Origin of the sequence: Streptomyces sp. NPDC008092, from assembly GCF_042957285.1 — a bacterium.
GTDB lineage: Bacteria > Actinomycetota > Actinomycetes > Streptomycetales > Streptomycetaceae > Streptomyces.
On sequence record NZ_JBIBHY010000001.1, the window covers coordinates 1,100,231 to 1,121,434 of the forward strand.

General features: G+C 73.1%; 18 protein-coding genes. 10 read left to right on the forward strand and 8 right to left on the reverse strand.

Annotated elements, in window-relative coordinates; all coding sequences use genetic code 11:
- Position 1: 1 nt before the first annotated feature.
- On the reverse strand, positions 2-946 hold the full coding sequence (locus ACFZB3_RS04570; RefSeq protein ID WP_391369468.1) for an FAD-dependent oxidoreductase: 945 nt from the start codon (positions 944-946) through the stop codon (positions 2-4).
- 65 nt (positions 947-1,011) lie between these two features.
- On the opposite strand from ACFZB3_RS04570, the gene ACFZB3_RS04575 reads away from it, so the two are divergent.
- The 4 genes from ACFZB3_RS04575 to ACFZB3_RS04590 all read left to right on the forward strand — a co-directional run bounded on the left by ACFZB3_RS04575 (position 1,012) and on the right by ACFZB3_RS04590 (position 7,037).
- Positions 1,012-2,034, forward strand: coding sequence for an oxidoreductase (locus ACFZB3_RS04575; RefSeq protein WP_391369471.1), 1,023 nt, complete (start codon positions 1,012-1,014; stop codon positions 2,032-2,034).
- Between the two features lie 56 nt (positions 2,035-2,090).
- Entirely contained in the window at positions 2,091-3,731 is a 1,641-nt protein-coding gene (locus ACFZB3_RS04580; protein ID WP_391369473.1) for an ATP-binding cassette domain-containing protein, read from the forward strand.
- Positions 3,732-3,889: 158 nt separating this feature from the next.
- Positions 3,890-4,369: a DUF1003 domain-containing protein gene (locus tag ACFZB3_RS04585; RefSeq protein ID WP_391369475.1), complete on the forward strand. Its 480-nt coding sequence runs from the start codon at positions 3,890-3,892 to the stop codon at positions 4,367-4,369.
- Positions 4,370-4,520: 151 nt separating this feature from the next.
- Positions 4,521-7,037 carry a flippase-like domain-containing protein gene (locus ACFZB3_RS04590; RefSeq protein ID WP_391369477.1) on the forward strand — a complete coding sequence of 839 codons (2,517 nt, stop codon included), beginning with the start codon at positions 4,521-4,523 and terminating at the stop codon, positions 7,035-7,037.
- A gap of 33 nt (positions 7,038-7,070) precedes the next feature.
- Here the strand turns inward: ACFZB3_RS04590 and ACFZB3_RS04595 are convergent, their stop codons facing one another.
- The 4 genes from ACFZB3_RS04595 to ACFZB3_RS04610 all read right to left on the reverse strand — a co-directional run bounded on the left by ACFZB3_RS04595 (position 7,071) and on the right by ACFZB3_RS04610 (position 12,188).
- Positions 7,071-7,856 (reverse strand): DUF4232 domain-containing protein, encoded by a 786-nt coding sequence (locus ACFZB3_RS04595; RefSeq protein ID WP_391369480.1) that lies wholly within the window; start codon positions 7,854-7,856, stop codon positions 7,071-7,073.
- Positions 7,857-7,874: 18 nt separating this feature from the next.
- Positions 7,875-8,468: a DUF664 domain-containing protein gene (locus ACFZB3_RS04600; protein WP_391369483.1), complete on the reverse strand. Its 594-nt coding sequence runs from the start codon at positions 8,466-8,468 to the stop codon at positions 7,875-7,877.
- A 140-nt stretch (positions 8,469-8,608) separates the two neighbouring features.
- The gene (locus ACFZB3_RS04605; protein WP_391369486.1) at positions 8,609-10,993 is read right to left on the reverse strand and encodes a helix-hairpin-helix domain-containing protein; all 2,385 of its coding nucleotides are present in this window, start codon (positions 10,991-10,993) and stop codon (positions 8,609-8,611) included.
- A 325-nt stretch (positions 10,994-11,318) separates the two neighbouring features.
- Positions 11,319-12,188, reverse strand: coding sequence for a hypothetical protein (locus tag ACFZB3_RS04610; protein ID WP_391369488.1), 870 nt, complete (start codon positions 12,186-12,188; stop codon positions 11,319-11,321).
- Positions 12,189-12,324: 136 nt separating this feature from the next.
- Here ACFZB3_RS04610 and ACFZB3_RS04615 point away from each other — a divergent pair, with 136 nt between their 5' ends.
- Together ACFZB3_RS04615 and ACFZB3_RS04620 are read left to right on the forward strand one after the other, a co-directional pair.
- A complete protein-coding gene (locus tag ACFZB3_RS04615) occupies positions 12,325-13,293 on the forward strand; it encodes a DJ-1/PfpI family protein (RefSeq protein WP_391369491.1) in 969 nt (322 codons plus the stop codon).
- A 7-nt stretch (positions 13,294-13,300) separates the two neighbouring features.
- The gene (locus ACFZB3_RS04620; RefSeq protein ID WP_391369494.1) at positions 13,301-13,951 is read left to right on the forward strand and encodes a DJ-1/PfpI family protein; all 651 of its coding nucleotides are present in this window, start codon (positions 13,301-13,303) and stop codon (positions 13,949-13,951) included.
- Here ACFZB3_RS04620 and ACFZB3_RS04625 read toward each other — a convergent pair.
- On the reverse strand, positions 13,923-14,678 hold the full coding sequence (locus ACFZB3_RS04625; protein ID WP_391369497.1) for an enoyl-CoA hydratase-related protein: 756 nt from the start codon (positions 14,676-14,678) through the stop codon (positions 13,923-13,925). The genes ACFZB3_RS04620 and ACFZB3_RS04625 overlap by 29 nt on opposite strands.
- Before the next feature lie 266 nt (positions 14,679-14,944).
- On the opposite strand from ACFZB3_RS04625, the gene ACFZB3_RS04630 reads away from it, so the two are divergent.
- On the forward strand, positions 14,945-15,439 hold the full coding sequence (locus ACFZB3_RS04630) for an ATP-binding protein (RefSeq protein WP_391369787.1): 495 nt from the start codon (positions 14,945-14,947) through the stop codon (positions 15,437-15,439).
- A gap of 27 nt (positions 15,440-15,466) precedes the next feature.
- Here the strand turns inward: ACFZB3_RS04630 and idi are convergent, their stop codons facing one another.
- Positions 15,467-16,060 carry an isopentenyl-diphosphate Delta-isomerase gene (idi, locus tag ACFZB3_RS04635; RefSeq protein WP_391369500.1) on the reverse strand — a complete coding sequence of 198 codons (594 nt, stop codon included), beginning with the start codon at positions 16,058-16,060 and terminating at the stop codon, positions 15,467-15,469.
- 208 nt (positions 16,061-16,268) lie between these two features.
- The gene (locus tag ACFZB3_RS04640) at positions 16,269-17,210 is read right to left on the reverse strand and encodes a cation diffusion facilitator family transporter (protein ID WP_391369503.1); all 942 of its coding nucleotides are present in this window, start codon (positions 17,208-17,210) and stop codon (positions 16,269-16,271) included.
- A 424-nt stretch (positions 17,211-17,634) separates the two neighbouring features.
- On the opposite strand from ACFZB3_RS04640, the gene ACFZB3_RS04645 reads away from it, so the two are divergent.
- From ACFZB3_RS04645 to ACFZB3_RS04655, 3 genes are read left to right on the forward strand one after another with little or no spacing between them, the layout of a single operon-like run.
- Positions 17,635-19,404, forward strand: coding sequence for a DUF5941 domain-containing protein (locus tag ACFZB3_RS04645; RefSeq protein ID WP_391369506.1), 1,770 nt, complete (start codon positions 17,635-17,637; stop codon positions 19,402-19,404).
- Complete coding sequence (locus ACFZB3_RS04650) at positions 19,401-20,153, forward strand: sugar phosphate nucleotidyltransferase (RefSeq protein WP_391369509.1); 753 nt, start codon at positions 19,401-19,403, stop codon at positions 20,151-20,153. Before ACFZB3_RS04645 ends, ACFZB3_RS04650 begins: the two co-directional genes overlap by 4 nt.
- The gene (locus ACFZB3_RS04655; protein WP_391369512.1) at positions 20,141-21,202 is read left to right on the forward strand and encodes an iron-containing alcohol dehydrogenase; all 1,062 of its coding nucleotides are present in this window, start codon (positions 20,141-20,143) and stop codon (positions 21,200-21,202) included. Before ACFZB3_RS04650 ends, ACFZB3_RS04655 begins: the two co-directional genes overlap by 13 nt.
- Positions 21,203-21,204: the final 2 nt, after the last annotated feature.

The following is a 21,204-nucleotide window of genomic DNA, read 5'->3' on the forward strand; positions in this document are numbered from 1 at the left end:
GTCAGGCGGCCGGGCCGGTGTCCACCAGCCCGGCCGCCTCCCGCGCACATCCCCAGGCGACCGTGATCCCGGCCCCGCCGTGCCCGTAGTTGTGGACCACCACCCGGCCGCCCGGCCGTAGCTCGTGCTCCAGCCGGACCGCCGACCGGTACGGCCGCAGCCCCACCCGGTGCGCCAGCACCCGCGCCCCGGCGATCTCCGGCCGGACCGCCGCACAGCGCGCCACGATCCCGGCCGCCACCTCCGGATCCGGCTCCAGCGACCAGGCGTCCTCCTCCGCCGTACCCCCGAGCAGCAGCCCGCCGGGCTGCGGGAAGAAGTACGCGGAGGCGCCCCCTTCCCCCTCGTCGGACGTGTACCAGGTGCTGATCCCGGGGTTCTCCACCACGACCAGCTGCCCGCGCACCGGACGCACCGCCGGATCCGGGACGAGCGAACGGGCCCCGAGCCCGGTGCAGTTGACCACCACCGCCGCGGGCACCTCGTCCAGCGACTCCACCACCCGCTCCTCGACGGTCCCGCCCGCCCGCTCCAACCGCTCGCGCAGCCACCCCAGATGGACCGGCATGTCGATCAACGGCAGCCGGGCCGTCAGACCTTCGGCGGTCTCCGCCAGCCCCGGCACCTCCGCCGCCCACGCCCCCAGCCCGTCCAGCCGCAGGCCGTCGTGTACGCCCTCGACCAGGCGTACGCCCGTCTCCTCCGGCCGCGCCGCCAGCGCCTCGTACACGACAAGGGAGGCGAGCGCCCATTCCCCGACCAGTGCCTCCGGCTCGATGCGGTACGGCCACCACAGCGCGCCGGCGACGGCCGAGGTCGTACGCCCGCCGGTCTCCCGGGCCCACACCCGCACCCGGCGTCCGCCCTCGGCCAGCACCACCGCCGTGGTCAGTCCGACGACCCCGCCGCCGACCACGATCACTTCGTCACTCAGCTCAGACCGCACACCGTGACGTTAGCGGAATATGTCATGCCGCGCTCAGATCGTCCCGCTCTGGGGATACTCACAGCATGTCTGCCGCATACGCGACCTTCGGCCTGGCCCCGGCGATGCGCGCCGGCGGTGTCCTCGCCGACGGCGGCTACCAGCTCCACCGGGACTTCGTGGACTTCGTCGTCGACGGTCACCCGCTGCTGTTCCAGCTCTCCGACCTGGACGCCGTCTCCCCGCTCGCCTCCGACGTGCCGCCCGCGATCTTCACCGCCCAGGTCCGCAGCCTCTTACTGGAGTCCGAGGCCCCGCTGCCCGACGGCCGGTACGTCGTCTACGGCTGTCCCGAGTGCGAGGACCTGGCCTGCGGCGCGGTCACCGCGGTCATCGAGCACGACGGCGACGACTACATCTGGCGGGACTTCGCCTGGCAGACCTCCGAACACGCCGACCTGGAGCTCAACGGCTACCACGGCATCGGCCCGTTCCGCTTCCACGGCCCCGAGTACCGCGAGGCCCTCGGCGCCCTCCTCGAAGACTCCGGCCCGCCGCCCGGCCGCCGGGTGCTGCTGATCGGCGCCCGCGTCGCCCTCCTCGCCAAGCTGGCCGCCGCCCTGCGCGCCATCGGCATCGCAGCCGACATCACCCGCGACGCCGACGGCGTCCCCGCCGAGGAACTCCGCGGCTACGCGGCCGTCGCCTTCGGCCCCGCGGTCGCCGAGGCCGAGCGGACCGCCGTACGCCAGGCGTTCGAGCGGGCGGGCGTGACGGTGGCCTACATCGACGGACTCGCCCCGATCGTCCCGCTCCTCGTCGCCCAGATCGAACACGCCCTCGACCGCAGCCCGCTCCCGCAGCGCCGGCTGGCCCGGCTGGTCGCCGCCGACGGCACCGCCGGCATCGAGGTCACCTCGCCCTGCCGGGTGCGGCTCACGTCGTACCGCCTCGACCGCCTCTCCCGCCCCCGCACCCACGAACTCTTCGACGGAGTCCTGGAACCCGGCCGCCACCGCATCCCCCTGGACGGCAGGGCGGCCAGGGGCGGCTCCTTCGTCGTGGCCCGCACCGCCGGGAGCGTGCTGGTGGCGGCGCCCGAGCGCTGACCGGGGGAGAACAGGGCCGGGTCCGGGTCGCCCGGCAGATTAGGATCGGCGTTCTGATGACTGCCACCCTCGTCGCCAAGAACCTCGCCGCCGGGCACGGCGACCGCTCGCTCTTCTCCGGGCTCGACCTCGTCGTCGCGCCCGGTGACGTGATCGGTCTCGTCGGTGCCAACGGCGCGGGCAAGTCCACCCTGCTCCGGCTGCTCGCCGGGCTCACCGCCCCCGAACAGGGCGAACTGCGGCTCTCCCCGCCGACCGCGACCGTCGGCCACCTGCCCCAGGAGCCGGAGCGGCGGCCGGGCGAGACCGTGCGCGGCTTCCTCGCCCGGCGCACCGGGGTCGCCGAGGCCCAGCGCGTGATGGACGAGGCGACCCAGGCCCTGGTCGACGGGGCACCGGGCGCCGACGACGCCTACGCCGTGAGCCTGGAACGCTGGCTCGACCTCGGCGGCGCCGACCTGGAGGAGCGGGCCGAGGAGGTCGCCGACACCCTCGGCCTGGCCGTCGACCTCGACCAGCCGATGACCTCCCTCTCCGGCGGCCAGGCCGCCCGCGCGGGCCTCGCCTCCCTCCTCCTCTCCCGCTACGACGTCTTCCTCCTCGACGAGCCCACCAACGACCTCGACCTGGACGGCCTGGAACGCCTCGAACGCTTCGTGACCGGCCTGCGCGCCGGCACGGTCGTGGTCAGCCACGACCGCGAGTTCCTCACCCGCACCGTCACCAAGGTCCTCGAACTCGACCTGGCCCAGAACCAGATCAACCTCTACGGCGGCGGCTACGACGCCTACCTGGAGGAACGCGACGTGGCCCGCCGGCACGCCCGTGAGGACTACGACGAGTACGCCGACAAGAAGGCCGCCCTCCAGGACCGCGCCCAGATGCAGCGCGGCTGGATGGACAAGGGCGTCAAGAACGCCCGGCGCAAGGCGTCCAACGACAACGACAAGATCGGCCGCAAGTTCCGCAGCGAGGCCAGCGAGAAGCAGGCCGCCAAGGCCCGCCAGACCCAGCGCATGATCGAACGCCTGGAGGTCGTCGAGGAGCCCCGCAAGGAGTGGGAACTGCGCATGGAGATCGCGGCGGCCCCGCGCTCCGGCGCCGTCGTCGCCACCCTGCGGGACGCGGAGGTACGGCGCGGCGACTTCACCTTCGGACCGGTGTCCCTCCAGATCGACTGGGCGGACCGGGTCGCGGTGACCGGCGCGAACGGCGCGGGCAAGTCGACGCTGCTCGCCGTGCTGCTGGGCCGGGTGGAGCCGGCCGCCGGGCACGCGGCCCTCGGCCCGGGCGTGCTGGTCGGCGAGGTCGACCAGGCGCGCAAGATCTTCCACGGCACCGAGTCCCTGCTGGACGCCTTCTGCGCGGCCGTACCCGACACCGAACCCGTCGAAGTCCGCACCCTCCTCGCCAAGTTCGGCCTCAAGCAGGACCACGTACTGCGATCGGCGGCCACGCTCTCCCCGGGCGAACGCACCCGCGCCGCCCTGGCCCTGCTCCAGGGCCGCGGCGTCAACCTCCTCGTCCTGGACGAGCCGACGAACCACCTCGACCTCCCGGCGATCGAGCAGCTGGAATCGGCCCTGGACGCCTACGAGGGCACCCTCCTCCTGGTCACCCACGACCGCCGCATGCTGGACGCGGTCCGCGTCACCCGCCGCCTGGAGGTAGCCGCGGGCAAGGTGACCGAACGCTAGAACTCCCCAGCTGCAGGCGCCCCTTCAGGGGCGCGGGGAACTGCGCGACCAGCTCCCACACACCCGCAGCCGCCGCACGACCTTTCGCGGCACCCCCGATGGCGCCATCGGCCCCCGTACGCTGCGATCATCGTCGGACACCTGGCAGGAGAATGGCCATGAGCACATCGCCGAAGCGACCGGCCCTACGGATCGTCAACGAACAGGACGTCCTCGCGCAGCTGCGCGGCACCCAGGACCGCATCGCGGACGCGATCACCGCATTCGCCGGAACCATGATGTTCGTGTACCTGCACGCCCTGTGGTTCACGGTCTGGATCGTGTTCAACGAGGGCGTGTTCGGCGAAGGCGCGATCTGGGACCCGTTCCCCTTCGGACTGCTCACCATGATCGTCAGCCTGGAGGCGATCTTCCTGTCCACCTTCGTGATGGTGAGCCAGAACCGGCAGGCCGCCCGCGAGAACGTCCGCGCCGACCTCGACTTCGAGACCAACGTGCGCTCGGAGGTGTGGTCCATCCACATGGGCCGGGCCCTCGGCGTCGACCCCGTGGAGGTCGAGAAGCGCGTCCAGGAACTGCTCGCGGAGAACCGCGCCCGGATGAACGGCACCATCCCGCAGCCTCCCAAGGGGACATGATCCGTCGGCCGACCGCGTCCGCCTACAGTCATTCGACGGAGGCGCGGGACACCGGCCGCGTGGAACCATGGGCCGACGTCCGGGCGAGCCGGACCTGTGCCCGAAGGAGCGCGCGCATGGGCCGTCCTCGCATCCCCGCCGGGAGCAGGACATGACCGACCGGCACGGCATGCTGCTCTCCGCCGACCTCGTGGGCGGCGCCGGAGCAGGCGGGGCGGCGCCCACCGTCGACGCCCCGCCGCCCCGGGACGTGCGGCGCGCGGCCGACCTGCTGCGGCTGCTGGTCTCCCTGGCCGCCCTCGTGCTGACCGTGCTGGTGGCGGTCGCCACCCGGGACTTCGCCCGCCGGGCGCAGCAGGGCCTGCTCACCGCGGCCACCGCGCTGCCGCCCGCCCTGCGCGACGTACTCCTCGGCACGGTGCAGGCGGTCGCCATGCTCGCACCGCTGGCCGCCCTGGTCGTCCTCGTCGTACGGCGCCGGTTCGACGCGGTGTCGAGGGTGCTGCCCGCGGCGGCCCTGGGCGCGGCCGTCGGCTGGGCGCTCACCCGGCTCGCGCTGGCCGAGAGCAGGCCCGAACTGTGGCCGCAGGTGCTCGTCGGCCGTGGCGGCCTGGTGCACGCGGGCTGGCCGTCGGCGGTGTACCTGGCGGCCTGCGCGTCCGCGGTCGTCGCCGCGGGCCCCTGGCTGGCCCGGCCGTGGCGGCGGGTGCTGTGGGCCCTGACCGCCGGCTGCGCCACGCTCGGCGCGCTGGCCGCCTCGCTCGTCCCGCTGGACGCGTTCGGCGCCCTCGTCGTCGGCGGCGCCGCGGGATCGGCCGTCCTCCTCATGGCCGGCGGCCCGCCCGACCGCCCGCCGGCCCAGGCCGTCGCCGACGCCCTCGTCGCCTGCGGGATCCCCCTCGCCACCCTCCGCGAACTGCCGGCGGACCGTCAGCTTCCCGGCGAGGGCCTCCTCTACGACGCGGAGACCGCCGAGGGCGCCCAGCTGACGGTGCGCGCCCTCGCCGCCGAGGACCGGGGCCGCGACCTGTTCCACCGGCTCGCCCGGCGCCTCCTGCTGCGCCACCCGGCCGACCCGGGCGAGCAGACCCCGCTCGGTGCCGCCGAACACGAACTGCTCATGCTGGTCTTCGCCGCCCGCACCGGCGCCCGGGTCGCCGACCCCGTCATCGCCTACCCGGTGACCGGCGGCGGCGCGGTCCTGGTGACGGTCGGGCACGGCGCCCGCCCGCTCTCCGCGCTCCCCGACACGGAGCTGACCGACACCCTGCTCGGCGCGGCCTGGGCGACCGTGGCCCACATCCACGAACACCGCCTCGCCCACCGGGCGTTGCGCCCCGAGCACATCCTCGTCGGGGCGGACGGCAGCCCCCGGCTCACCGCGTTCGCGCGGGCGCAGCTCAACGCCCCGCCCGAGACGCTCGGCAGCGACCTCGCCGAACTGCTCGCCACCACCGCGGTACGCGTCGGACCGGCCCGCGCCACCGCCTGCGCGCTGGCCGGTCTCGGCCCCGAGCGGCTCGCGACCGCCCTGCCCTACCTGCAACCGCTCGCCCTGCTCGGCCCCGCCCGGCGCGAGGTGGCCCGCTACGACCAGGCCCGCGCCCGGGAGGCCACGGCGGGCACCCGACGCCGCACGCTACGCCCGGGCGGCCGCCCGAACCTCATGCACGACCTGGCCGCGGAGGTGCGCCGCGCCTGTGACGCGCCGGCCGCCAAGTCCGCCCCGCTCGCCCGGTTCACCTGGAAGAGCGTCCTGGGCCTGGCCGGCGCCTTCCTGGTGCTCCACCTGGTGCTGCCGCAGCTCGCCAACGCCCCGGCCGCACTCCGTGCGCTGCGCGACGCGAACTGGTGGTGGCTGCTCGCGGTCGTCCCCGTCACCTTCCTCTCGCAGGGCTTCTCGACCTGCCTGCAACTGGGCACCATCCCGGGGCGCCTGCCCTTCCGGGCCACCTACCAGGTGCAGTTCGCCAGCTCCTTCCTGAACCGGATCACCCCGGGCAACGTCGGCGGCATGGCGCTCAACCTGCGCTATCTGCAGAAGACAGGGATCGAGACAGGTGCCGCGACGGCCTCCGTCGGACTGCAGAGCCTGGCCGGCGCGGTCTCCAACGTGGTGGTCGCCACCGTCTTCTTCACCGCGGCCGGACAGCACCACGGTGGCGTGCACCTGGACCTGCCCGTCGGCAAGTACACCCTGCCCGCGATCGTCCTCGTGCTGGCCGCCGGAGGGCTGCTCGGCCTGACCCCGCCCGGCCGGCGCCTCCTGCGCGAGAAGGTGTGGCCGTTCCTGCGCGCTGCGGGGACGACACTCACCGGGATCGCCGCCGACCCCGCCAAACTGGCCCTCGGGGTCGTCGGCATGCTGGGGCTGCCCCTCGTCCAGATCGTCGGGCTCGCCCTCAGCCTCCACGCGCTCGGCGGCGACCTCCCCTTCGTCCAGCTCGGCGCCGCCTACATGGCCGCCCGCCTGCTCGCCAACGCGGCCCCGGTCCCCGGCGGACTCGGCGCGCTCGAAGCGGGCCTCATCGCGGGCCTGACCGCCCTCGGCGTACCGGCGGGCCCGGCCACCTCGGCGGTCCTGGTCTACCGGCTGCTCACGTTCTGGCTGAACGTGCCGCTGGGCGCGGCCGCGCTCGGTTTCGTACAGCGGCGCGGATACGTCTGACGGGCAAGGTCCGGCGCCGGGCTGCGGATCGGGTCAGACAGCGGGGCCAAAAGCGGTGACGTCGAGCTTTTCGTCGCAGGGGGAGAGGTTCGGACCGGGCACCAGGGTCAGCGGCCGGGAGCCGCCGGGCAGGCGGATGTCCACGCCGTAGGGGGCGCCCACCCCCGGGCACGAGTCGTCCGAGTGCAGCACGAACGAGGTGGTGTGACCCGGGGCGAGCAGGACGGCGGGCGGGGCAGCTGCTCCGGACCGGCTGACCTTGAACGGGCGGATACCGGAGGTGCTCACCGGCCCGCTCTCGCAGCCCGGGGGGTCGGCCGTCGTGCAGGCGTGGAGGGAGCCGTCACCGAAGAAGGTGAGACCGGGCCAGCCGCTCAGCCGGCACGTCGAGCCCGAGCGATTGCGCAACACGATCTCCGCGGCGAACCCCGGGAGCCCGCCACCCACCTGCGGACTGGTACGCCCCTCGGCGGCCGCGACGTCCCCAGTCGTGCAGGTGGGGGCAGCGGGTGCCGTGGTGCTGCGGGACCGGGTCTCCGAGGGAGCCGCTGTCCGGCCGGCAGCCGGAGCCTCGGCCGCTTCGGTGGCCTTGGCGGGGTGCCGGACCGGAGAGGCCGGCGTCGTGGCCGCGTCAGGTCGCGCTGACGTCTCGTGACCGGTCTGCGTATCGGGAACGGAATAGTGAACTCCCGAATCACAGGCCACGGTTGCCACCATCAGCAGGCCTGCCACCAGAACCCGTCTTCCACCCCGTGCGCGCATGACGTGCACGCTATGCACGATCATGGGGCGCGCACAGATACGACGCCGAGTTGACATGCCCCTTTCGTCTCACGTTCACCGGTCACCCCGCCCGGCCTCCGCAGCCGCCCGCTCCACCCGGTCCCGGTGCTCGGCCCGGGCCGCCGCGTCGCCGGGCGCGGTGTTGGCGCCGTCCGCCCGCTGCCCCGCCGCCCCGTCGACGAGCTCACGCACGATGTCGGCGTGACCGGCGTGCCGCTGGCTCTCGGCGACCATGTGCGTGAGGACGCGGTGAAGGGTGATCTCCCTCGGCGGGTCGACGGGCAGCCGCCCGACCGCGTCGAGGGGCAGGGCGGCGATCGTCTCGTCCGAGTGGGTCCAGATCCGCCGGTACCCGCCGACCAACGCTTCACGCGTCTCGTCGGCCCGCGCCCACAGATCTCCGTCGGGTTCCGTGTCCCCGGTGAACCACAATCGCGGTGCCCCCTCGAAGGGCCGCCCGAAGGTCGCCCCGAAGTACCAGGCCTCGGCACCGGCGAGATGCTTGACCAGCCCCAGCAGGTTCGTGCCCGTGGGCGTCAGCGGCCGCCGAATGTCGTACTCGGACAGCCCCTCCAGCTTCCACAGCAGGACGTCACGGGCGTCCTGGAGGTACGTCCGAAGATCGGCCTTGAAGTCTGGTCCCGTCATGGGACCAGTCTCCGGACCGACAGATCCTCGTCCACCGAATATGGCGCACCGGAGGCGGAACGCGCCCCTTCAGGGTCGCGGGGAACTGCACGACCAGCCACGACGGACCCGCAGCTCCCCACGCCCCCCGAGAGACACCCTCAGCGCTTCCCGTCCTTCCCGCCCAGCAGCCCGGCCCGGCGCAGAGCGTCGGCCATCGCGCTGTTCGCCGGTGCCGGCGCGGCCGCCTGCCGGCCGCCGCCCCCCTGCCGCTGCTGCTGTTGCCGCTGCTGCGGCGGACGCCCGCCGCCCCGCTGCTGCTGTTGCTGGCGGCGCTCACCGCCGGAGGCCGGCGCCGCCTCGTCGTCCAGCCGCAGCGTCAGCGAGATCCGCTTGCGCGGGATGTCCACGTCGAGGACCTTCACCTTGACGATGTCACCCGGCTTCACCACGTCCCGCGGGTCCTTGACGAAGGTCTTGGACAGCGCGGAGACATGCGCCAGACCGTCCTGGTGGACACCGACGTCGATGAACGCGCCGAACGCCGCCACGTTCGTCACCACGCCCTCCAGGACCATCCCGGAGGACAGGTCGGAGATCTTCTCGACGCCCTCCTTGAAGGTGGCCGTCTTGAAGGCCGGACGCGGGTCGCGCCCCGGCTTCTCCAGCTCCTTGAGGATGTCGGTCACGGTCGGCAGACCGAACGTCTCGTCCACGAAGTCCGTCGGCCGCAGCGAGCGCAGCGCACCCGTGTTGCCGATGAGCGAGGCCACCTCCTGGCCGGACGTCTTCACCATCCGCCGTACGACGGGGTACGCCTCGGGGTGGACGCTCGACGCGTCCAGCGGGTCGTCGCCGCCGCGGATGCGCAGGAAGCCCGCGCACTGCTCGTACGCCTTCGGGCCGAGCCGGGCCACGTTCTTCAGCTGGCCGCGGGAGGTGAACGGGCCGTTGGCGTCGCGGTGGGCGACGATGTTCTCGGCGAGCCCGGAGGTGATGCCCGAGACGCGGGCCAGCAGCGGGGCCGACGCCGTGTTGACGTCCACGCCCACGCCGTTCACGCAGTCCTCGACCACCGCGTCCAGCGAACGCGACAGCTTCACCTCGGACAGGTCGTGCTGGTACTGGCCGACACCGATCGACTTGGGGTCGATCTTCACCAGCTCGGCCAGGGGGTCCTGGAGCCGGCGGGCGATGGACACGGCGCCGCGCAGCGACACGTCCATGTCGGGCAGTTCCTGGGAGGCGAAGGCGGAGGCCGAGTACACGGACGCGCCGGCCTCGGAGACCATCACCTTGGTGAGCTTCAGCTCCGGGTGCTTCGTGATGAGCTCACCGGCGAGCTTGTCGGTCTCGCGGGACGCCGTGCCGTTGCCGATCGCGACCAGGTCGACCGTGTGCTCCTTGGCCAGCCGGGCCAGCTTGGCGATCGCCTCGTCCCACTTGTTGGCCGGGACGTGCGGGTAGATGACGTCGGTGGCGACCACCTTGCCGGTGGCGTCCACGACGGCGACCTTCACGCCGGTCCGGAAACCGGGGTCCAGGCCCAGCGTCGCGCGGGTGCCGGCCGGGGCGGCGAGCAGCAGGTCGCGCAGGTTCGCCGCGAAGACGTCGACCGCCTCGTCCTCGGCGGCCGTGCGCAGCCGCAGCCGCAGGTCGATCCCGAGATGGACGAGGAGGCGGGTGCGCCAGGCCCAGCGGACCGTGTCCGACAGCCACTTGTCGGCCGGCCTGCCGCGGTCGGCGATCCCGAACCGGTGGGCGACGATGCCCTCGAACGAGGACGGGCCCTCGGTCGGCTCCTCCGGCTCCAGGACGAGGTCGAGGACCTCCTCCTTCTCGCCGCGCAGCATCGCCAGGATGCGGTGCGAGGGCAGCGCGGTGAACGGCTCCGCGAAGTCGAAGTAGTCGGCGAACTTCGCGCCCGCCTCCTCCTTGCCGTCCCGCACCTTGGCGGCGAGCCGGCCGCGCACCCACATGCGCTCGCGCAGCTCACCGATCAGGTCGGCGTCCTCCGAGAAACGCTCGGTGAGGATCGCACGGGCACCGTCCAGCGCGGCCTGCGGATCGGCGACACCCTTGTCGGCGTCGACGAAGGCGGCGGCCGCCGCCAGCGGCTCCACGCCCGGGTCCCCGAGCAGCCCCTCGGCCAGCGGCTCGAGACCGGCCTCCCGCGCGATCTGCGCCTTGGTCCGCCGCTTCGGCTTGTACGGCAGGTAGATGTCCTCCAGCCGTGCCTTGGTCTCGGCGCCCCGGATCTGCGCCTCCAGCTCGGCGGTGAGCTTGCCCTGCTCCCGCACCGACTCCAGGATCGCGGCCCGCCGCTCCTCCAGCTCCCGCAGGTAGCGCAGCCGCTCCTCGATCGTGCGCAGCTGCGCGTCGTCGAGCATCTCGGTCGCTTCCTTGCGGTAGCGGGCGATGAAGGGCACCGTCGAACCGCCGTCGAGCAGCTCCACGGCAGCCTTGACCTGCCGCTCCCGTACGCCGAGCTCCTCGGCGATCCTGCCTTCGATGGACCCTGGAACCAGGGACCCGGGTGTCGTCACGATCCCGTACCGCCTTCTCCACTGAGGTTGCGCCGCAATTGTGGCAGGTGACACCGACAACCGGGCCCCAGGGCGCCCTTCCACGACACGGACTCTCCACGAATCCGTCGCCCGCCCGGGGAATTGATCACACACCCGAGCGAATCCACCACCCACCAGCCCAAAGAACCAGCGACCGCCAGCCCGCGATCCCCCACCCCTCGACCCGCCCGTTCCCTTGGTTCGCCCGCTCCGTGTGCTCCGCCGCAGCGGCGCCCAGCCCCCACGGTGGGGTCCGGCGGTGCCGAACCGGCCCTTCGCCCCCGGACCGCGCCCCCCGCCCGCGTCACCCCTTGCCGATAAGATCCGCGGGGAACGCCCCCGCGGCCACCGCCGCCCTCGCGAAGCCTGCCGCCAGTTCCGTCAGTCGGGCCACGTCGTCGGTCCCCAGGTGCTCGTACGGTGCCCGGTCCAGGCGGTCCGTCTCCGTCTCGATCCCCGCCCGGAGGGCCACCCCCGCCTCGGTCAGCTCGCCCGCGGCGTCGAGGAGCCCGCGCTCGCGCAGCCGCCGTACCGCCGCGTCCCAGTCGTCCTGGCTCCAGCCGCGCGTGGCGAACACCCACTTCGGGGCCATGCCCTTGCCGGTCGCCGTGTGCGTCACCACCGCCTCCAGACCGTCGAGACCGGCCGCCAGCAGCGCCGCGAGGTGCCCGTCGCCGCGGTGCTCGCGCAGCAGCGTGCTCGCGTACCAGTAGGCGAGGTGGGGCTCCTCGGGCACCGGCAGGTCCGCGTGGGCGGCGTACAGCGGGCGGCCGGGGCGCGAGCAGGCCTCGGTGGCGCGCAGCGCGAGCCGCGCGGCCTCGGCCATGCCGTCGGAGACCACCGCGTCCGCGCCGAGCAGCCGCCGCATCGACGCGTCGACGGCACGCGCGCGTGCGGCGAGGACGGCCTCCGGGGACGCGGTCTCCCAGACGGCCGGCACATGCCGGGCCACCAGCTCGTACTTGTAGTTGTAGAACGTCGCCGTCACCGTGCCGGCCCCGACCGGCCCCAACGCGGCCGCCCGCACCGCGAAGTTGACGGCCCGCGGGTGGGTCACCCCGAGCGCGGCCAGTTCCTCGGCCAGCTCGGGGCTGAAGAAGTGGGTCGCGTGCAGGGAGTTGAGCAGGGTGTGGCAGCGGCGGCCGGCGCGCGGCTCCAGGGCGGCGGTTGTCATGGGCGCACGCTACTGACTGGTTGGTACGGACTTCCAGTGTCCGGACCGACGGCGGCCCGATACGGCGTCCGGCATGGCAGGAAAGGTGGGCTCCTTGTCATTGCGGCCATCACCGGACCGGCCAACAATCGATGGCATGACGCAGCGAACCGTTCTCGTCGTCCTCTTCGACGGCGTCCAGAGCCTCGACGTCACCGGCCCGGTGGAGGTCTTCTCGGGCGCCGAGACCCACACCCCGGGCAGCTACCGGATCCGTACCGCCTCCCTGGACGGCGCCGCCGTGCGCACCTCCAGCGGGCTGACCGTCGTACCGGACCTGGCCCTGGCCGACGCGTCCGACCCGCACACCCTCCTCGTCCCCGGCGGCCAGGGCACCCGGCGGCCCGACCCGGAGCTGGTGGCGTGGCTGCGGGCGCACGGGCCGCGTGCCGAGCGGCTGGTCTCCGTCTGCACCGGCGCCGTCCTGCTCGCCGCCGCCGGGCTCCTGGACGGCCACCGGGCGACCACCCACTGGGCGTACTGCGAGACGCTGGCCCGCGACCATCCCGCCGTCGAGGTCGACCCGGACCCGATCTACGTCCGGGACGGCCACGTCGCCACCTCGGCCGGTGTCACCTCGGGCATCGACCTCGCGCTTGCGCTCGTCGAGGAGGACCTCGGCCGGGACGTCGCGCTGACCGTCGCCAGGCACCTGGTGGTGTTCCTGCGCAGGCCCGGCAACCAGGCCCAGTTCAGCGCCCAGCTCGCCGCCCAGACCGCGCAGCGCGCACCGCTGCGGGAGGTCCAGCAGTGGATCACCGAGCACCCGGACGACGACCTGAGCGTGGAGGCCCTCGCCGCCCGCGCCGCGCTCTCGCCCCGGCACTTCGCCCGCGCCTTCCAGGCCGAGACCGGGACGACGCCCGGCCGCTACGTCGACCGGGTACGGCTGGAGCACGCCCGCCGGCTCCTGGAGGACACCGCCGACGGCGTCGAGGAGGTCTCCCGCACCAGCGGCTACGGCACGCCCGAGGCGATGCGCCGCGCCTTCCTCAAGGCCCTCGGCACGGCCCCCGCCGAGTACCGGCTCAGGTTCAGCCCGACTCCCGTCCGCAGATCCCGTTAGGAGAGCCATGCAGATCGCGATCGTCCTCTACGACCGCTTCACCGCCCTCGACGCCGTGGGGCCCTACGAGACCCTGGGCCGGCTCCCGGACTCCGAGGTCGTCTTCGTCGCCGAGGAGGCCGGCCCCGTCCGCACCGACAACGGGCACCTCGCCCTGACCGCCGGCAGGACCTTCGCCGAGGTGCCGCACCCCGACGTCGTGGTCGTCCCGGGCGGCCCCGGCCAGACCCCGCAGATGGGGAACCGGGTCCTCCTCGACTGGATCCGCACCGCCGACGCCACCAGCACCTGGACGACCTCCGTGTGCACCGGCTCCCTGCTGCTCGCCGCCGCCGGCCTCCTCGAAGGGCGCCGCGCCACCTCGCACTGGCTGGCCCTCGACGAGCTGCGGAAGTTCGGTGCCGAGCCGACGGGGGAGCGGGTCGTCACCGACGGCAAGTACGTCACCGCGGCCGGCGTCTCCTCCGGCATCGACATGGGCCTCGCCCTGCTCGGCCGGATCGCCGGGGACGTCGTCGCCCAGACCGTGCAGCTCGGGATCGAGTACGACCCGCAGCCGCCCTACGACGCGGGCTCCCCCGGGAAGGCGCCCGCCGACGTCGTCGACCGGCTCCGCTCGATGAGCCGGTTCATCCTCGGGCAGGAACAGCCCACGTGAACCGCGGCTGACGGCGCTCCAGGAACGCGGCGACGCCCTCGGCGGTGTCGCCGCTGCCCCGTGCCTGCTCCGCCCAGTGCGCGTCCCGGTCCGTGCGGCCGTTCGCGAACTCCTTCGCGGCCGCCTGCGTCAGCTGCGAGCGCGCGGCCAGGATCCGGGTGAACTCGGCCACCCGCTTGTCCAGTTCGTCCTCCGGCAGCACCTCGTCGACCAGACCGGTGCGCAGTGCCCGCTCCACGTCGATCAACTCGCCGGAGAAGAGCAGGTACTTGGTGGTGGCAGGGCCGACGAGGGACACCAGACGGCGGGTGGAGGCGGCCGGGTAGACGATGCCGAGCTTGGCCGGTGTCACCCCGAACAGCGCGCCCTCCGCGGCGAACCGCAGGTCGCAGGCGGCGGCGAGCTGCGAGCCGCCGCCGACGCAGTGGCCGCGCACCGCGGCGAGGGTCGGCTTGGGGAACGCGGCCAGGGCCTCCTCCGCGGCCACGGCGAGGGTCTGCGCCTCGGCGGAGGAGCCCCGGAGGGTCGAGATGTCGGCGCCGGCGCAGAAGGTGCCGCCCTCGCCGGTGAGGACCAGGGCCCGCACGGCGGGGTCGGCGGCGAGGGTGTCGAGGAGGGGCGGGAGGGTGCGCCACATCTCCGCGGTCATGGCGTTGCGCTTGGCAGGGTTGCCAATGACCACCGTGGCAACGGCTTCTTCGACCTGGTGGGTGAGGCGAGGCTCCATGGGCGGGATGCTATAGGCGCGCGTCTGCCGTGCCCCTGGGGGCTGTCGCCGTATCCCTCGGAAAGTTCCCATACCCGTACAACCCGAATAGTTCGCGAAACCGGTATCGAGGAGGGCAGGAGTCGTTCCACAACTGACCTTGTCATACGCCAACGGTCAGATCCGCTCGATAGTTGCTGACTTGTGTTCAGTCATCCGGGCGGGCGCGGGTCGTTACCAACACTCGACGTGTGGTGACAATCGAGCGCGAGGGTGGCGACCGGACGATGGAGAACCACGGGCGCGGGCACGACCCGCGTCCAGAGGGAGGCGGCGCTCCGCCGCCGGATCCGCTGCCGTACGAAGGAGTCTGGCGGTTCACCGCCGCCGCCGTGGACGCCTCGGTCCCGCAGGCGCGGCGCGCCGTACGGGACCTGCTCCAACGCCAGGGCGTCCCGGTCTCGGAGGACCTGGTGTACGGGCTGTTGCTGATCGTCTCCGAGCTGGTCACCAACGCGGTGAAGCACGCGGCGCTGCTGTCGCCGGTGCTCGCCGTCGAGGTCGCCGTCGGTGCCGAGTGGGTGCGGGTGTCGGTGGAGGACAACCACCCCTACCGCCCGACCGCTCTGGAGGCCGACCACGGCCAGACCGGCGGCCGGGGGCTGCTGCTGGTGCGGGAGGTGGCCCGGGAGGCGGGCGGTGTCGTGGACGTGGAGCACACGTCGAGCGGCGGCAAGGTGATCTGGGCCGCCCTGCCGCTCAAACCCGCGGCGCTGCCGTGAGGCCGGACGAAGGCCTCGTGAGGATTCTCACCAGCCGGCGGACGGGCCCGTCAGCTCCCTGACCGCCGGGCGGGCCGCGTCCAGCACGGTCATGAACCAGGCCGAGAAGGGGTCCTGGGCGTGCCGCTCGGTCAGCTCGGCGGCCGTCACGAAGACGGTCGCCTCGACCTCCTCCGGGTCCGGCGCGAGCGGTGCCTGGACCATGCCGACGAACAGGTGGTTGAACTCCTGCTCGACGAGGCCGGAGGCCGGGTCCGGGTGGTTGTAGCGGACCGTGCCCGCCTCGGCGAGCAGCGACGGGGAGACCCCCAGCTCCTCGAAGGTCCGCCGGGCGGCCGCCGCGAAGGGTGCCTCACCGGGGTAGGGGTGGCCGCAGCAGGTGTTGGACCACACGCCGGGGGAGTGGTACTTGCCCAGGGCCCGCTGCTGGAGCAGCAGTCTGCCGTGCTCGTCGAAGAGGAAGACGGAGAACGCCCGGTGCAGCTGCCCGGGCGGCTGGTGTGCGGCCAGCTTCTCCGCGGTGCCGATGGTCACACCCTTCTCGTCGACGAGTTCGAGGAAAATCGCGTCTGCGGTCCCTTCCGACGTGCTGTGCGTCGCGGTGGCAGGTGTGATCGGCATACCCATCCTTCGCCTCGGTCTTCGCACCAAGTCTGCCGTACGAATCCGACACTCCCGGCACTTCCCGGCACGGGCACGCCGGAAGAGGGACCCGGTAGTTGATCGTGCCCTACGGGTGCCGGAGGGAACCGCCCGGGGGTCTCGAACACAAGGACGCCGGGGGAGTGCGGAGCGTCGCGTTCCGCTGTACGGCCGGGCCGGGCCGGGGTCAGTGGCAGAGCCGGGCCTCGTGCTCCGCGTGCCCGCCCGGCTCCAGCTGGAAGGTGCAGTGCTCCACGTCGAAGTGGTGGCCGAGGCAGCCCTGCAGCTCGTGCAGCAGCTTCTCGTGGCCGATGGCGCTCAGCACGTCCGAGCGGACCACCACGTGCGCCGACAGCACCGGCATCCCCGAGGTGATCGTCCAGGCGTGCAGGTCGTGGACGTCCTCCACGCCGTCGAGGGCCAGGATGTGCGCCCGTACCGCCGCCATGTCGACGTCCCGCGGCGCCGACTCCAGCAGGACGTCCAGGGTCTCGCGCAGCAGCTTCAGCGTCCTCGGCACGATCATCAGGCCGATGACCAGCGAGGCGACCGGGTCGGCCGCCTGCCAGCCGGTGGTCAGGATCACCACGGCCGAGATCAGCACCGCCAGCGAGCCCAGCGCGTCGGCCGCCACCTCCAGGAAGGCGCCGCGCACGTTCAGGCTCTCCTGCTGGCCGCGCACCAGCAGCGTGAGCGAGATCATGTTGGCGACCAGGCCGATCAGGCCGAACGCGATCATCTGGCCGCCGTGCGTGTCCGCGGGCGTGACGAACCGCTGGACCGCCTCGTACAGCACGTAGCCGCCCACCACGAGCAGCAGGAGGCAGTTCGCCAGGGCGGCGAGGATCTCGGCGCGGGCGAGGCCGAAGGTGCGGTTGGTGCTCGCCGGGCGGTTGGCGAAGTGGATCGCCAGCAGGGCCATGCCGAGGCCCAGCGCGTCGGTCGCCATGTGGGCCGCGTCCGCGATCAGCGCGAGCGAGTCGGCCAGCAGGCCGCCGGCGATCTCGACCACCATCACCCCGAGGGTGATGGCGAGCGCCACCCGAAGCCGGCCGCGGTACGCCGCCGCGGCCGTACCGGTGGGAGGCGCGTGGGTGTGCCCGTGGCCGTGGTCGTGCCCTGCCCCCATGGGATACGCCTCCTGTGTTCGCCCGGGATCACAGTGAACTACGGGTGGGGGGTATCCGGCAACGCGGCACTGAACACCGTTGTCATGTGCCCTGACCTGCGGAAATGAACCCCAGGTCAGGGCACCCTCAGTTGCCTTTCGGGCAGGGCCGGGCCGCGCGGGCGGCCGGTCGGCACGCCGTGGGCGGGTGTCCTCAATGCCCGTTCTGTGAGCGTCATTTGTGGGCCGGGGCCCGGATCGCGGATGATGATCTCGGCAAAGGCAGGGGCAGAGCAGGTGGGCCGTGTCATGAACGGCCGGTGAACAAGCAGTCCTCACCATCCGCTAACCTCTGCCGAATGCCGTCCGGGGGCCACCAGGAAGACCCCGCCCCACCACGCAGCAGACCGGCGCCCGTACGCCGGCACCCAGGGAGTGAGTTCGGTTGTCGACCGCCATCGTCACCGGTCCGCCGGTGCCCGGATCGTCACTGGAGAGCGATCTGCGGGCGCTCGGCTTCGAGGTGCGGGCGGCGTCGGACACCGCCGAGGCCGAGGCCCTGCTCACGGCCGTACCCGCCGACCGGCGCGTCGCCGTCGTGGACGCCCGCTTCGTCGGCCACCTGCACGCCCTGCGCCTCGGCCTCACCGACCCCCGCTTCCCGCTCGCCGCGATCCCCGGCGCCGTCACCGCCCAGCCGGCCGCCCGTCCGGCCCTGGCCCGGGCGCTGGCCCGGGAGGCCGCCGCGGGCGGCGGCATCGACCTCGCCGTCGACGGCCTGGTCACCGCCCTGGACGCCGACGTCCACCGCCCCGAGCTGGGCAGCCTGGTCGCCGCCGTCCCCGCCGACCCGCAGGCCCGCAACGAGGCGCGGCAGGCCGTCGCCGCCGTCGACGACGAGGCGGTACGCCTGAAGTCGGCCGTGAAGTCCCGGGACGGCTTCTTCACCACCTTCTTCGTCAGCCCGTACTCCCGGTACCTCGCCCGCTGGTGCGCCCGGCGCGGACTGACCCCCAACCAGGTCACCACCGCCTCGCTGGTCACCGCCCTGATCGCGGCGAGCTGCGCGGCCACCGGCACCCGCATCGGATTCATCGCGGCGGGCGTGCTGCTGATCGCCTCCTTCGTCCTGGACTGCACCGACGGCCAGCTGGCCCGCTACTCCCTGCAGTACTCCACGCTCGGCGCCTGGCTGGACGCCACCTTCGACCGGGCCAAGGAGTACGCCTACTACGCGGGCCTCGCCCTGGGCGCCGCCCGCGGCGGCGACGACGTCTGGGCCCTCGCCCTCGGCGCCATGATCCTGCAGACCTGCCGGCACGTGGTCGACTTCTCCTTCAACGAGGCCAACCACGACGCCACCGCCAACACCAGCCCCACCGCCGCGCTCTCCGGCCGGCTCGACAGCGTCGGCTGGACGGTCTGGGTGCGCCGGATGATAGTCCTGCCCATCGGCGAACGATGGGCGCTGATAGCCGTCCTCACGGCCGCCACCACCCCGCGCATCACCTTCTACGTGCTGCTGATCGGTTGCGCCTTCGCCGCCACGTACACCACGGCCGGGCGGGTGCTGCGGTCGCTGACCCGGAAGGCGAAGCGCACGGACCGGGCGGCACAGGCCCTGGCCGACCTGGCGGACAACGGCCCGCTCGCGGGGTTCGCCTCCCGCGCCGGCGGGCGTACCGCCATCGGCAATCCCCTCGTCCTGGCGCTCGCCGGAGTGGCGGTTCTCACGGCATCCCTTCTCTCCGGGGTGACCTGGGCGCCGGTCGTGGGCGCCTTCGTCTACGCCGTCGCCTCCGGCAGGGCCCTGGCGGGGCCCCTCAAGGGCGCCCTCGACTGGCTGGTCCCGCCCCTCTTCCGGGCCGCCGAGTACGGCACCGTGCTCGTCCTCGCAAGCAAATCCGGGGTGAACGGAGCCCTTCCTGCGGCTTTCGGACTGGTGGCCGCCGTCGCCTACCATCACTACGACACGGTGTACCGCATCCGCGGCGACGCCGGGGCGCCGCCGGCCTGGCTGGTACGTGCCGTCGGGGGGCAGGACGGGCGGACGCTGCTCGTCACCGTCCTGGCCGCGGCGCTCACCGCCGCGCAGTTCAAGGCCGCGCTCACGGTCCTCGCCGTGGTCGTGGCCGGGCTGGTGCTCGTCGAGAGCATCCGCTTCTGGGTGTCCGCAGGGGCGCCCGCCGTACACGACGAAGGAGAACCCGCATGATCGGCCTCGTGCTGGCGGCCGGCGCCGGACGGCGTCTGCGCCCCTACACCGACAGCCTGCCCAAGGCGCTGGTGCCGGTGGGGCCCGCGGGCATAGAGGGCGAGCCCACGGTTCTCGACCTGACCCTCGGCAACTTCGCCGAGATCGGCCTGACCGAGGTCGCGGTCATCGTCGGCTACCGCAAGGAGGCCGTGTACGCGCGCAAGGCGGCCCTGGAGGCCAAGTACGGGCTCAGGCTCACCCTCATCGACAACGACAAGGCCGAGGAGTGGAACAACGCCTACTCCCTGTGGTGCGGCCGTGACGCCCTCAAGGACGGCGTGATCCTCGCCAACGGCGACACCGTGCACCCGGTCTCCGTCGAGAAGACGCTGCTCGCCGCCCGCGGCGACGGCCGGCGGATCATCCTCGCCCTGGACACCGTGAAGTCCCTCGCGGACGAGGAGATGAAGGTCGTCGTCGACGCCGACAAGGGCATGACGAAGATCACCAAGCTGATGGACCCCGCCGAGGCCACCGGCGAGTACATCGGCGTCACCCTCATCGAGGGCGACGCCGCGCCCGAGCTGGCCGAGGCGCTGAAGGCGGTCTGGGAGACCGACCCGCAGCAGTTCTACGAGCACGGCTACCAGGAGCTGGTCAACCGCGGCTTCCGGATCGACGTGGCGCCGATCGGCGACGTCCGGTGGGTCGAGATCGACAACCACGACGACCTCGCCCGGGGACGGGAGATCGCGTGCCAGTACTGACCCGGCTGATCCCCTCGCCGGTCGTCGTCGACATCCGCCCGGGTGCCCTCGACGACCTCGCCGGCGTGCTCGCCGACGAACGCATCTCGCACTCCGGCCGGCTCGCCGTCGCCGTCAGCGGCGGCTCCGGCTCGAAGCTGCGGGACCGCGTCTCGCCCAGCCTGCCCGGCGCCACCTGGTACGAGGTCGGCGGCGGCACCCTCGACGACGCGATCCGGCTGGCCGGCGAGATCAAGGCCGGACGCTACGACGCGGTCGTCGGCCTCGGCGGCGGCAAGATCATCGACTGCGCCAAGTTCGCCGCGGCCCGGGTGGGCCTGCCGCTGGTCGCCGTGCCGACGAACCTCGCGCACGACGGCCTCTGCTCGCCCGTCGCCACCCTCGACAACGACGCGGGCCGCGGCTCCTACGGCGTACCGAACCCGATCGCGGTCGTCATCGACCTCGACGTCATCCGGGAGGCTCCCGCGCGCTTCGTGCGCTCGGGCATCGGCGACGCCGTCTCCAACATCTCGGCGATCGCGGACTGGGAGCTGTCCCACCGCGTCACCGGCGAGAAGATCGACGGCCTGGCGGCCGCCATGGCCCGCCAGGCCGGCGAGGCGGTGCTGCGCCACCCCGGCGGCATCGGCGAGAACGGCTTCCTGCAGGTCCTCGCCGAGGCGCTGGTGCTCAGCGGCATCGCCATGTCGGTGTCGGGCGACTCCCGCCCGTCCTCCGGCGCCTGCCACGAGATCAACCACGCCTTCGACCTGCTGTACCCGAGGCGTGCCGCCAGCCACGGCGAGCAGTGCGGACTCGGCGCGGCCTTCGCGATGTACCTGCGCGGAGCCCACGAGGAGTCCGTGAACATGGCCGATGTGCTGCGCCGGCACGGACTGCCGGTGCTGCCGGAGGAGATCGGCTTCACCGTGGACGAGTTCGTCCGGGTCGTCGAGTTCGCCCCGGAGACCCGGCCCGGCCGCTACACCATCCTCGAACACCTCGACCTCAAGACCCACCAGATCAAGGACTTCTACGTCGACTATGTCAAGGCCATCGGTAGCTGAAC